Source organism: Streptomyces pactum (assembly GCF_002005225.1).
GTDB classification, from domain to species: domain Bacteria; phylum Actinomycetota; class Actinomycetes; order Streptomycetales; family Streptomycetaceae; genus Streptomyces; species Streptomyces pactum_A.
This window is the reverse complement of record NZ_CP019724.1, coordinates 6309889-6322461: the sequence shown is the minus strand read 5'-3', so window position 1 is coordinate 6322461 and position 12573 is coordinate 6309889. Positions and strand designations below refer to the sequence as shown.

Annotated in this window: 10 protein-coding genes; 5 read left to right on the top strand and 5 right to left on the bottom strand. The window is 71.8% G+C overall.

Annotated elements, in window-relative coordinates:
• The first annotated feature begins 351 nt into the window (after nt 1–351).
• The 3 genes from B1H29_RS27055 (at nt 352) to ybaK (ending at nt 2717) form a co-directional block, all read left to right on the top strand.
• Nucleotides 352–1389 (top strand): hypothetical protein, encoded by a 1038-nt coding sequence (locus B1H29_RS27055; RefSeq protein WP_324610962.1) that lies wholly within the window; start codon nt 352–354, stop codon nt 1387–1389.
• Nucleotides 1390–1459: 70 nt separating this feature from the next.
• Nucleotides 1460–2200: an LON peptidase substrate-binding domain-containing protein gene (locus B1H29_RS27050; RefSeq protein WP_055416456.1), complete on the top strand. Its 741-nt coding sequence runs from the start codon at nt 1460–1462 to the stop codon at nt 2198–2200.
• 13 nt (nt 2201–2213) lie between these two features.
• Complete coding sequence (gene ybaK / locus B1H29_RS27045; RefSeq protein WP_055416457.1) at nt 2214–2717, top strand: Cys-tRNA(Pro) deacylase; 504 nt, start codon at nt 2214–2216, stop codon at nt 2715–2717.
• Between the two features lie 142 nt (nt 2718–2859).
• Here the strand turns inward: ybaK and B1H29_RS27040 are convergent, their stop codons facing one another.
• The 4 genes from B1H29_RS27040 to B1H29_RS27025 form a co-directional block, all read right to left on the bottom strand.
• Nucleotides 2860–3567: a hypothetical protein gene (locus B1H29_RS27040; RefSeq protein WP_055416458.1), complete on the bottom strand. Its 708-nt coding sequence runs from the start codon at nt 3565–3567 to the stop codon at nt 2860–2862.
• Between the two features lie 34 nt (nt 3568–3601).
• Nucleotides 3602–4426 (bottom strand): ABC transporter permease, encoded by an 825-nt coding sequence (locus B1H29_RS27035; RefSeq protein WP_055416459.1) that lies wholly within the window; start codon nt 4424–4426, stop codon nt 3602–3604.
• Between the two features lie 110 nt (nt 4427–4536).
• On the bottom strand, nt 4537–5511 hold the full coding sequence (locus B1H29_RS27030; protein ID WP_055416460.1) for an ABC transporter ATP-binding protein: 975 nt from the start codon (nt 5509–5511) through the stop codon (nt 4537–4539).
• A 143-nt stretch (nt 5512–5654) separates the two neighbouring features.
• Nucleotides 5655–6869, bottom strand: coding sequence for an NYN domain-containing protein (locus B1H29_RS27025; protein ID WP_055417689.1), 1215 nt, complete (start codon nt 6867–6869; stop codon nt 5655–5657).
• 237 nt (nt 6870–7106) lie between these two features.
• Between B1H29_RS27025 and B1H29_RS27020 the strand changes: the two genes are divergently transcribed.
• Nucleotides 7107–7268, top strand: a complete 162-nt coding sequence (locus B1H29_RS27020) for a hypothetical protein (protein WP_079160490.1) — start codon at nt 7107–7109, stop codon at nt 7266–7268.
• 90 nt (nt 7269–7358) lie between these two features.
• On the opposite strand, the gene dnaE is transcribed toward B1H29_RS27020, so the two are convergent.
• On the bottom strand, nt 7359–10898 hold the full coding sequence (gene dnaE, locus B1H29_RS27015; protein ID WP_055416461.1) for a DNA polymerase III subunit alpha: 3540 nt from the start codon (nt 10896–10898) through the stop codon (nt 7359–7361).
• 295 nt (nt 10899–11193) lie between these two features.
• Between dnaE and B1H29_RS27010 the strand changes: the two genes are divergently transcribed.
• Nucleotides 11194–12531, top strand: a complete 1338-nt coding sequence (locus B1H29_RS27010; RefSeq protein ID WP_055416462.1) for a DUF2252 domain-containing protein — start codon at nt 11194–11196, stop codon at nt 12529–12531.
• The last annotated feature ends 42 nt before the right edge of the window (nt 12532–12573 follow it).

The window sequence follows — 12573 nt, the reverse complement described above, 5'->3', positions numbered from 1 at the left end:
CGCGAGCCCTCCGCCCCGGAGACTCCCCCACCCCGCGGGACTCCCCACCCGACGGAGACCCGCCTGCCCGGATAGGCAGCCACCCCGAGCAAAAACCCAGTCCGGGACACACCCCGCCCCCGCGAGCCCTCCGCCCCGGAGACTCCCCCACCCCGCGGGACCCCCGCCCGACGGAGACCCGCCTGCCCGGATAGGCAGCCACCCCGAGCAAAAACCCAGTCCGGGACACACCCCGCCCCCGCGAGCCCTCCGCCCCGGAGACTCCCCCACCCCGCGGGACTCCCCACCCGACGGAGACCCGCCTGCCCGGATAGCAGCCACCCCGGGGCAGGGGCCGCCGGGGCGACGCGGGTGGGAACACGAACGGCCGAAGGCGAAGCCGAGCCGCACAACCATCGCGAACCGTCGGCCGTCGTACTGGCCATGCTGCGCGCCCTCCTCCGGACGGCGGCCCGGGCCCGCTCCCGGACGTCACGGCCCGCCCCAGACGACGAGGTGCTCCTCGACGCCCCCGACGACCGCCTCGCCCCCGCGCTGGTCGCGGCGGCCCGCGGCGAGCACGCCCCCGCGGCCGGCCTCCTCGCCGGCACCCGCGAGCGGGCCGAGTGGGAGGTCCGCGACCGTTACGCGACCCGGCTCGCCGCCTTCGCGCGCTCCCGCGACGAGTGGCTCGAGAGCTGGCGCGCCACCGCCCCGGACGACCCCGACGCCCTGCTGGTCGCGGCCCGCCTGACGGTGGACCGCCACTGGGACTCGCCGGCCCGCGTCGAACTCCTGCGCCAGGTCGCCCCCGCGGTCACGGCCGCCGCCGAGGCCGCCGGACCCGACCCGGTGCCGTGGCGGACCGCGCTGGACGCCGCTCGGGGCGCACACGCCGGACACGCGGAGTTCGAGCGGCTGTGGGCGCAGGCGGTCCGCCGCTCCCCGCACCACTACGGCTGCCACGTCGCCGCCCTGGAGTACCTGGCCGCCGCCTCGCCCGCCGCCCACCGCGAGTGCCTGGACTTCGCCGAGACGGCGGCGCAGGACGCGCCCGAGGACGCGCTCGTGCGGGCGCTGCCGGTACGGGCGGCCTTCACGTGCCTGACTACGGACGACGGCGGCGCCGCGGCCGGAGCGCACCGGGCCCGCCTGGACGCGGCGGCCGACCGCGCCATCGTCCTCTCGGCAGCCCACCCCGCGGCCGACCCGTGTCCGGCGGAGCTGCGGAACCTCCTGACGTACGTCCTGGTGCGCCTGGAACGCCACCAGGACGCGGCGGAGCAGCTACACCTGACCGGCCCGTACGTGACCTCCTTCCCCTGGGACCGGGACGCGGACGACCCGCTCGGCCGCTTCCTCCAGGTGCGCGCGGACGTCCGTGCGGCGCTGGCCTCCGGGCCCGGGTGACAGGTTCGGGCCATCCACGAAGTGGGCACGGAGGTCGCGTCCGCCCCGGCGACCATTAGGCTTCTGCGTCGTGACCACCGTCCGGCTTCCCCTCTTCCCCCTGAACTCGGTCCTCTTCCCGGGGCTGGTGCTGCCGCTCAACATCTTCGAGGAGCGCTACCGCGCCATGATGAGCGAGCTGCTGAAGACCCCCGAGGACGAACCGCGCCGGTTCGCCGTCGTGGCGATCCGCGACGGCTACGAGGTCGCCCAGAGCGCGCCGGGCCTGCCCGACCCGACGACGACGCTGGAGCGCGGGCCGACGGCCGGGTTCGGGAACGACCCGGTGAAGGCGTTCCACAAGGTGGGCTGCATCGCGGACGCGGCGACGATCCGCGAACGCGCCGACGGCACCTTCGAGGTGCTGGCGACCGGCACGAACCGGGTGCGGCTGCTCTCGGTGGATGCCTCGGGCCCCTTCCTGACGGCCGAGCTGGAGCCGCTGTCCGAGGACCCCGGCGACGAGGCGGGGGCGCTGGCCGAGGGGGTGCTGCGCTCCTTCCGGCAGTACCAGAAGCGGCTGGCGGGAGCGCGCGAGCGATCGCTGGCGACCGGCGCCGAACTGCCGGACGAGCCGGGCGTGGTCTCGTACCTGGTCGCCGCGGCGATGATGCTGGACACGCCGACCAAGCAGCGTCTGCTCCAGGCCCCGGACACCGCTTCCCGCCTGAGGGACGAGCTGAAACTCCTTCGCGCCGAGACGGCCATCATCCGTACGCTGCCGTCGTTGCCGGCGTCTGAGCTGACGCGCGGCCCGACGAGTCTCAACTGAGGTACTGGCCCGGATGGCGAAGAAGCCGAAGAAGCAGCAGCAGTCCGGCGGCACCCCGGCGACGGTGGCCCTCGCGGCGGCCGGGGTGACGTACACGGTCCACGCGTACGAGCACGACCCCACCCACCCGTCCTACGGCGAGGAGGCGGCCGAGGCGATGGGCGTCTCGCCCGAACGGGTCTTCAAGACGCTGGTGGCGGACGTCGACGGCGCGCTGACGGTCGCCGTGGTGCCGGTGGCGGGCCAGTTGGACCTGAAGGCGCTGGCGGCCGCGGTCGGCGGCAAGCGCGCGGCGCTGGCCGACCCGGCGCTGGCCGAGCGCACCACGGGCTACGTGCGGGGCGGCATCTCCCCCCTGGGCCAGCGCAAGAGGCTCCCGACGGTCCTGGACGCGTCCGCCCCGGGCCACGCCACGATCTGCGTGTCGGCGGGCCGCCGCGGCCTGGAGGTCGAAGTCTCCCCCGACGATCTGGCCAAGCTGACCGACGCCACCCTGGCGCCCGTCGGCCGCGCTTGACCCCTCGACGAACGCGCCGTTCTCGGCCGATCAGGCAGGACATGTCCGAGAGAACCCGCGAGCGCGGGTGGCGCACCCGAAAGGGCAGGGCCGACCATGACCGCCGCCCCGCCCAGGGTCGTCGTTCGGATCAGGTCGGGGCCTACGCCGACTTCTCCCCGTACGGCCCCGCCGGATACCGCTGGGGTCCCGGCCACGGATCGGGCTCCGGATCCCGGGGCCCGAACAGCCCCGTCAGCCCCAGGTGGACCACCAGCGCCGCCACCGACCACGCCAGCAGCGCCCCCTTGGCGCTCAGCTTCAGCGGCGCGGAGAACGTCACTCCCTTGCCGACGTCCTTCGCGTGGGCGATCACGTCCTGCGCGGGCCCCAGCCACACGCCCACCCGCCACGCCAGCAGCGACCCGAGCAGCCCGCCGACGCCCAGCGCCACCACCAGCGGCACGCCCCCGCGCCGCCGCAGCAGGAAGACGACCAGGGCGCTGAGCGCCCCGAACGCCAACGCGAGCAGCGTGAACGTGCCGTCGACGCCGACCGTGTCCTCGCTCTCGGACTCCTTGAGGTAGACGATCCACCTGTCGTCGACCAGATCGCCGACCAGCGGCACGCTCGGTGCCAGCTTCCACCACAGCACACCCAGCAGCACACCGGAGAGCGCCAACGCCACGACGGTCACGGCGGCCTGACGCACTTCGGTCAACATCCCGGGGCCGTCCTGTTCGCCGTGGTGGTCGTGCGGGGCGCCGGGCGCGGCACCCACGGCGTGCGCGCCGACGGGCGGAGGCACCGGCCCGCCCTGGTACGACGAGCGTTCGTTCGGTGGCGGTGGCGGAGTCAGAGGCGCGGTCACCCTGCCATCGTGCCAAACCCGCCTGTGTGGCGCGTCACCGGACGGCGGCCCGGCGGTACGCCCAGGTGGCGACGGCCAGCGAGATCACTCCGACCACGGCGCACACCGCGAGATCGCCGAGGACGAAGGCCCAGTCGGGCTGCCGACCGAACGTGCGCGCGAACGCCTCGACGCCGTACGTGGAGGGCAGCAGGTCCCGCGCCAGGCGGACCACCTCCGGCATCCGCTCGGCGGGCAGCACGCCCAGCAGCAGCGCCGCCGACATGCCGAGCTGGCCGAGCAACGTGGCGAACTCGGGCCGGGGCGCGAGCAGGCCCAGCGCCGCCCCCAGCCCGGCGAGCGCGGCGCCGGCCAGCGGGATCACGGCCACCAGCACCCACAGATGCGTCATCGGCAGCCCGAACAGCAGACACCCGAACACCGCCGTCACCACGGTCCCCGGCACGGTGAACGACGCGTACGCGCCCGCCGCGCCCAGCACGACCGCGGCCGGGGGCACCGGCAGCGTCGCGTAGTGGTCGAGCCCGCCGCTGGCGCGGAGCTGGCCGAAGTACTGGGCGAGGAGGTTGAGCGCGACGAAGGCGACCACGAGCACCGCGGACCCGGCGACCACGGCCTGCGCCTCGCCGCCGCCGTCCACGACCCCGCGCATCAGGATCATGATGCCGATCGACTGGAAGGTGGCCACGAACAGCAGCGGGATGCGCGCGACCCGCGCCCGGGAGAGCTGCGCCCGGTACACGGCCACCAGGGAGGGCCACAGCCGCGCCTTGGGCCCGAGCTCGGCCGCGCCGGCTGCGCCCTGCTCCTCGGCGGCCAGGGCACCGCCCGGCAGGACATCGGCGGGTACGACACTCACGTCGCGGTGCTCCCCTTCGTTGGGTCCTTCGAAGTTTCGGGTGGGGTCCTTCGAAGCGGTCGCCCTGACGGGTACGGATACGGCGGCCGGTGTACTCACCGTTCTGGTGCTCAAGCCCTCACCAGTCCCTGTCGCGCGGCGCCGCCCAGCGCCAGGTACACGTCCTCCAGGCTCGGCGTGGCGAGGGTGAAGTCGTCCAGGGCGGCGAAGGCGGCGCCGCCGGTGACGGTGGCGACGACGGCGCGGGCCTCCTCGGGAGCGAGCCGCAGCGTCCAGCGGCGCCCCGACTCGGCGGCGCGGTCGCGCAGGGCGGCGACCTCGGGAACGTGCAGCGGGGCCGTCTCGCGCCACACCAGGTCGACGCGGACCTCTCCGGCGACCTTCTCCTTGAGTCCGGAGGGCGTGTCGCAGGCGATCACCCGGCCCCGGTCGAGGACGGCGACCCGGTCCAGTACGGTCTCGGCCTCGATGACGTTGTGGGTGACGAGCAGGACGGTGGTGCCGCTCCCGGCGCGCCGCCGGTCGACGGCCCCCCACACCGCGCGCCGGGCCACCGGGTCCATGCCGGTGGTCGGCTCGTCCAGGACGAGCAGTGAGCGCTGCCCCACCAGTGCGGCGGCGAAGCAGGCCAGGCGGCGCTGTCCGCCGGAGAGCTTCTTGATCGGGCGGGCGGCGAGCGGGGTCAGCCCCAGCTCCTCGAGGACGGCGTCCCGCTCGGCGCGCGCCCGCCGCACTTCGAGGCCGCGCAGCCGCCCGGTGGTCTCGGCGGCGAGCGACACGGTCAGCTCGTCCAGGGCACTGGACTCCTGCCCGAGGTAGGCGAGGATCCGCGCGGCCCGTTCCGGGTGGCGCACGATGTCGTGCCCGAGGATCTCCACGCTGCCGCGGTCGGGCCGCATCAGCCCGGTGAGCTGGCGTACGAGGGTGGACTTGCCGGCGCCGTTCGGCCCGAGCAGTCCGAAGATCTCACCGCGGCGGATCTCCAGGCTCACGTCGTCGGTGGCCCGCACCTCGTCAGTGGCGGGAACGCCGCGCCGGCCGCGTACCGCCGGGTAGGTCTTGGTCAGTCCGCGCACCACGCACACGGCATCGCCACCGGGTCGTAGTGCCTGTGCCGCGCGCGTACTCACAAGGGACGAGAGTACGGGGTCCGTCCCTCCGCCCGGCCCTCGGGTCCGCCCATAAGTGTCGATTCAGCCGGGGAAGGCCGGGCTGGTCCCGGAGGGCCTCAATCCGCCACCGGGGTGCGTTCGGTCGCCGTCCGGACGTCGATCTCCCGCCAGAACCCGGCCCGGATCGCGTACCGGTCGTGCTCGTCGATCTGGTCGTCCTTGTGGGCCAGCAGCCCGAAGCGGGCCGCGTAGCGCAGCAGCTCCCCGTCGACCCGGTGCGGGATGCGGGGGTACATCCCGGACAGCTTCTGCAGGTGACCGTGGTCGCCGAGGCGCTCCAGCCAGCGGCGGGCGAAGACCTGCCCGACCTCGTACGGATCGCCGCCGACCGTGGTGATGTCCTCCTCGCGGTCGGCCCAGCGCTGCTCGGCCGTGGTGAGCTGGGCCAGCGTCGGCAGGGAGACGGCTTCGGGCGGCTCGGCGCCGGACCGGTCGACCCAGCCCTTGTCCGAGGACCAGCGCAGGGTGGCGGTCGGAGGGTGCGGCGCGGGGTTCGGGCCGGGGGCGCGCAGGGCCGCGAGGTCCTTGGGGGTGGGGACGCCCTTGGCCGGCGGCACGCGCTCCTCGGTGCCGTTGCGCGCGGCGCCGGTCGTCGTGGGGTGCTCCGGCTCCTCGGCGGGCCGCTCGGCGGCCGCGGACAGGGCGGACTCGGGCAGCGGCGCGGAGAGGATCGCCGCGATCTCGGGACGGGGCACGGGCGGCGGCGCGCAGATCCCGCCGAGTTCCTTGGCGCGGACGGCCTTGGTGATCCACGCACGGTCCAGGACGCGCCGTTCGTCGGCCTCGGCGACCAGGTCCTCGGACTGGTTGTAGTCGCCGTCGGCGGCCTGTACGGCCCACAGGTGGACGGCGACGCCGTGTTCCTTGGCGGCCATCATGCCCGGCAGCAGGTCGCCGTCGCCGGTCACCAGGACGACGTCGGAGCAGGCGCGGTTGCGGGCCAGCTCGGTCAGCTCGGCGTGCATGGCGGCGTCCACGCCCTTCTGCGCCCAGCGGCCGTCACTGCGCGTGAGGGCGCCGAGTCGCACCGTGACCCGGGGCATGACCCGCAGGCGGCGGTGTTCGGGCTGCGGGACGCGGTCGGGGGCGCCGTCGAACCAGTAGATGCGCAGCAGGGGCTGCTGCGTGTCGGACTCGGCGCGATCGCGAAGCCCCTGGATGAGGGCGGCGTGATCGACGGTGATGCGCGAGCGCGAGGGCTCCCCGGCGAGGAGACTGGCGGCGGCCCCCAGCAGATACCCGGCGTCCACCAGGACGATGCAGCGGTCCACGCGATCCACCCTCTTTCCGGGAGGTTTGCTTCGGGCTTCCTTCGAGTCTGCCCGACCACGCGGAGGTTAACGGCCCGAACTGGATCTTCGGCGTGGCGTTTTCGCACCGGCCGTCCGCCACCGCACCCGGGGCGAGCCGCGTCACGGACGGTAATTACCCGATATGCGTTCTTTGTTGGCCTGTGTGAATCTGGTTCCGGTCCTGGTCCCCAGATCCCCCTCAGGAGGTAGATCACCATGGCCAAGAACAAGAACCGTGATCGTAAGCAGCCCCGGGCCGAGCGCGCCCAGCAGACCGCCGAGTCGTCCGTGATGGACCGCGAGGAGCAGCACGCCCCGCAGCTCACACCCGGCGACGTCGCCTCCCGCAAGCGGCAGAAGCGCTTCGGCCACAACTGACACCCGTACGACGGGCCGTTGCGGCCCGACGCCCGAGGGGCGTACCCGGCAACGGGTACGCCCCTCGGGCCGCTTCGGCGCCTCGCGCGCTCAGCCCGCCAGGCAGGACGGCCCGAGCAGCACCTTCAGGTCGCCGAACAGGGCCGGGTCGGGCTTCACCCGGTGCCGGTCCAGGCGCAGCACCGTCGTCTTCGTCGGCCCCTGGAGCTTGATCCGCACCTCGCTGTCGCCCCGGTGGTGGGTGAGGATCTCGCCGAGGCGGCTGACCATCGGCGGAGTGACCCGGGTGGCGGGGATGGTGAGGACCACGGGGGCGTTGGTGCCCGCGTTGGACAGGTCGGGGACCATCAGCTCCATCGCGACCAGCCGCGGCACGTCCTCCCGCTTGTCCAGGCGCCCCTTGACGAACACCACGGCGTCCTCGACGAGTTGGGTGGACACCAACTGGTACGTCGCCGGGAAGAACATGCACTCGATGGAGCCCGCCAGGTCCTCCACGGTGGCGATGGCCCAGGCGTTGCCCTGCTTGGTCATCTTGCGCTGGAGGCCCGAGATGATGCCGCCGATGGTGACGACCGCGCCGTCGCCGAAGTCACCGCCGGTGAGCTGGGAGATGCCCGCGTCGGCCTTGTCGGACAGCACGTGTTCCAGACCGAAGAGCGGGTGGTCGGAGACGTAGAGGCCGAGCATCTCCCGCTCCTGGGCGAGCAGGTAGGTCTTGTCCCACTCGTCCTCGCCGAAGACGACGTCGAGTCCGAAGCCGGGCTCGTCGCTCTGTTCCTCGCCCATGCCGCCGAACAGGTCGAACTGGCCCTCGGCCTCCTTGCGCTTGACCGCGACCACGTTGTCGATCATCGGTTCGTACTGCGCGGTGAGGCCCTTGCGGGTGTGCCCCATCTCGTCGAAGGCGCCGGCCTTGATCAGCGACTCCGTCGTCCGCTTGTTGCAGACGACCGCCTCCACCTTGTCCAGGTAGTCGGGGAAGGAGGTGTACTTCCCCTTGGCCTTGCGGCACCTGATGATCGACTCGACGACGTTGGTGCCGACGTTGCGCACGGCCGAGAGGCCGAAGAGGATCACGTCGTCGCCCTGCGCGGCGAAGTTCGACATGGACTCGTTGACGTTGGGCGGGAGGACCTTGATGCCCATGCGCCGGCACTCGTTCAGGTAGACGGCCGACTTGTCCTTGTCGTCCTTGACCGAGGTGAGCAGGGCGGCCATGTACTCGGCGGGGTGGTTCGCCTTGAGGTACGCCGTCCAGTACGAGACCAGTCCGTACGCGGCCGAGTGCGCCTTGTTGAACGCGTAGCCGGCGAAGGGGACCAGCACGTCCCACAGGGCCTGGATGGCCTCGTCGCTGTACCCCTTCTTGCGGGCGCCCTCCTGGAAGAGGACGAAGTTCTTCGCCAGCTCGTCGGGCTTCTTCTTGCCCATCACGCGGCGCAGGATGTCGGCCTCGCCGAGCGAGTAGCCCGCGATGATCTGGGCGGCCTTCTGCACCTGCTCCTGGTAGACGATCAGGCCGTGGGTGACCGCCAGGACCTCCTGGAGGGGCTCCTCCAGCTCCTTGTGGATCGGCGTGATCTCCTGCAGGCCGTTCTTGCGCAGCGCGTAGTTGGTGTGCGAGTCCATGCCCATGGGGCCGGGACGGTAGAGCGCGGAGACGGCGGAGATGTCCTCGAAGTTGTCGGGCTTCATCAGCCGCAGCAGCGAGCGCATCGGTCCGCCGTCGAACTGGAAGACGCCGAGCGTGTCACCGCGCTGGAGCAGGTCGAAGGTCGTGGGGTCGTCCAGCGGCAGCGACAGCAGGTCGAGGTCGATGCCCTTGTTGGACTTCACCATCTTGACGGCGTCGTCCATGATCGTGAGGTTGCGCAGGCCGAGGAAGTCCATCTTCAGCAGGCCGAGCGACTCGCACTGCGGGTAGTCCCACTGCGTGATGGTCACGCCGTCCGTGTGCCGCACCCAGATCGGGGCGTGGTCGACGATCGGCTCGCTGGACATGATCACGCCGGCGGCGTGCACGCCCATCTGCCTCACCAGGCCCTCGACGCCCTTGGCGGTGTCGATGACCTTCTTCACGTCCGGCTCGTTCTCGTACATCGCGCGGATCTCGCCGGCCTCGCTGTAGCGCGGGTGCGTGGGGTCCGTGATGCCGTTGAGGTCGATGCCCTTGCCGAGGACGTCGGCGGGCATGGCCTTGGTGAGGCGGTCGCCCATGGCGTACGGGTAGCCCAGCACGCGCGCGGAGTCCTTGATGGCGTTCTTCGCCTTGATCTTGCCGTAAGTGCCGATCATGGCGACCTTGTCGGCGCCGTACTTCTCCGTCACGTACCTGATCACCTCGACGCGCCGACGCTCGTCGAAGTCGATGTCGACGTCGGGCATGGAGACGCGCTCGGGGTTGAGGAACCGCTCGAAGATCAGGCCGTGCGGGATCGGGTCGAGGTCGGTGATGCCCATGGCGTACGCCACGATCGAACCGGCCGCGGAGCCTCGGCCGGGGCCGACCGCGATGCCCTGGTTCTTGGCCCACATGATGAAGTCGGCGACCACGAGGAAGTAGCCCGGGAACCCCATCTGGATGATGACGTCCATCTCGTACTCGGCCTGCTTCTGGCGGTCCTCGGGGACGCCGCCGGGGAAGCGGCGCGCCATGCCGCGGCGCACCTCCTCCTGGAACCAGGTGACCTCGGTGAAGCCCTCGGGGATGTCGAACTTCGGCATGAGGTCGCGCTTCTCGAACATGCCGTCGACGTCGATCATCTCGGCGATCAGGCGCGTGTTGGCGCAGCCCTCCTGCCAGGCGTCGGAGGAGTCGATGGCGTACATCTCGTCCGTCGACTTCAGGTAGTAGCCGGTGCCGTCGAACCGGAAGCGGTCCGGGTCGGAGAGGTTCTTGCCGGTCTGGATGCACAGCAGGGCGTCGTGGGCGGTGGCCTCGTGCGCGTAGGTGTAGTGCGAGTCGTTCGTCACCAGCGGCGGGATGCCGAGCTTCCTGCCGATCTCCAGCAGGCCGTCGCGGACCCGGTGCTCGATCTCGATGCCGTGGTCCATCAGCTCCAGGAAGTAGCGGTCCTTGCCGAAGATGTCCTGGTAGTCGGCGGCCGCCTGGAGGGCCTCGTCGAAGTGGCCGAGGCGCAGCCGGGTCTGCACCTCGCCGGAGGGGCAGCCGGTGGAGGCGACGATCCCCTCGGACCACTGGGAGATGGTCTCCTTGTCCATCCGGGGCCACTTCTGCAGCCAGCCCTCGGCGTACGCGTCGGAGGAGAGGCGGAAGAGGTTGTGCAGACCGGTCTTGTTGGTCGCCCACATCGTCTTGTGGGTGTAACCGCCCGAACCGGAGACGTCGTCGCGCTTCTGGTGCGGCTGGCCCCACTGGATCTTGCGCTTGTTGCGGCGCGACTCGGGGGCGACGTACGCCTCGATGCCGATGATCGGGGTGACCCCGGCCTTCTTCGCGGAGTGGAAGAAGTCGTAGGCCCCGTGCAGGTTGCCGTGGTCGGACATGGCGATGTGCGTCATGCCCATCTCGTTGCAGGCGTCGAACATGTCCTTCAGCCGCGCGGCACCGTCCAGCAGCGAGTACTGGGTGTGGACGTGCAGGTGCGTGAACGGCGGCTTGGACACGTTCGGCCTCCAAATCAGGGCTGTGGCGCGAGGCGCCTCGTCGAGGGGCGGTGGTCGGGCGGCGGGAGGGCTCTCGGTGACGGGCTGGCGGCGGGCCGCGGACAGTCCGGGGGTCAGCGTCGAAGTCTATGCCCCGCCACTGACACGCCGAGGGTTTCCCCGCGTACCTTCGGGGAGCGGGTCCGCGTGTCGGGGCGGGCCCCGGGCGCGGGCACTCCCGCACCCCTTCGAACGTTGGTCCGAGTGGAGATCCGCTCCACTCGTCACGCACCACCCGCACCAGGAGGCACCAGGCATGTCGGTCCCGCAGCTCAACGAGGAGCGCGGCGAGGAGATCCTCGCCGTCTTCGACACCGCCTTCGGCCAACTGCTGGCCGCGGATCCGGCGGCGTTCCGCGTGAAGTTCCGGAAGATGGCGGCCTCGGCCTTCGCGTTCTACCGCGGCACCGCATGCCTCTTTTACCACGATTTGACCGCGGATCGGGAGTTCGGTCCGAACAGCGGCGGCCCGTACCTGGACGAGCGGACCTCCCGGGTGTGGATCCACGGCGACCTGCACGCCGAGAACTTCGGCACGTACATGGACTCCACCGGCCGGCTGATCTTCAACGTCAACGACTTCGACGAGGCCTACGTCGGCCCCTTCACCTGGGACCTCAAGCGCTTCGCCGCCTCCATCGCGCTGATCGGGTACGCGAAGGCGCTCGGCGACGAGCAGATCACCGAGCTGGTACGGGTGTACGCGGACGCGTACCGCGAGCGGATCCGCGCCCTGGCCACCGGCGCCAAGAGCGACGAGGTGCCGCCGTTCACGCTGGACACCGCGGACGGACCGCTGCTGGGCGCGCTGCGCGTGGCCCGCTCCCTGACCCGCTTCGGGCTGCTGGAGTCGATGACCGAGATCCGTGACTTCGAGCGCCGCTTCGCCCCGGGCGGCGGCGCCATCGAGCTGGACGCGGCCACGCGCTACAAGGTGCTCGCGGCCTTCGACGGCTACCTGGAGACACTCCCGGAGTCGTCCCTGGCCCGCCCCGACTCCTACCGCGTCAAGGACGTCGTCGGCCGCCGCGGGATCGGCATCGGGTCGGCCGGCCTGCCCTCCTACAACATCCTCCTCGAGGGCAACAGCGACGCCCTGGAGAACGACGTCGTGATCTACATCAAGCAGGCCCAGACCCCGGCGGTCTCCCGGCACGTCACCGACCAGGCGATCCGGGACTACTTCCAGCACGAGGGCCACCGCACGGTGATCTCCCAGCGCGCCCTCCAGGCGCACGCCGACCCGTGGCTGGGCTGGACCGAGCTGGACGGCTCGGGCCAGTTGGTCGCGGAGGTCTCGCCGTACGCCGTCGACCTGGACTGGGGCGACATCGACGAACCGGAGGAGATCGCCGAGGTCGTCGCCGACCTGGGCCGGGCCACGGCCGCCATGCACGCGGCGGCGGACGACCAGTCCGGCGAGTCCCTGGTGCCCTTCTCCACCGAGCGGGCCATCGACGCGGCGATCGCCGCCGACGAGGAGGGCTTCGCACCCCTCCTGGTCGACTTCGCGCACCGGTACGGCGCACGAGCGCGCGCCGACCACCAGACCTTCGTCGACCTGTTCCGCAACGGCCGGATTCCGGGTCTGTAACCGTCGGCTCTCTCACAGGAACCCTTTAGGGGTCTCTTACCG

Bases quoted from the DNA above. Each gene is read 5' to 3' on its own strand.
- ybaK (WP_055416457.1), top strand. From the start codon at position 2,214: ATGGCGAAGAAGCCGAAGAAGCAGCAGCAGTCCGGCGGCACCCCGGCG.
- B1H29_RS27020 (WP_079160490.1), top strand. From the start codon at position 7,107: ATGGCCAAGAACAAGAACCGTGATCGTAAGCAGCCCCGGGCCGAGCGC.
- B1H29_RS27010 (WP_055416462.1), top strand. From the start codon at position 11,194: ATGTCGGTCCCGCAGCTCAACGAGGAGCGCGGCGAGGAGATCCTCGCC.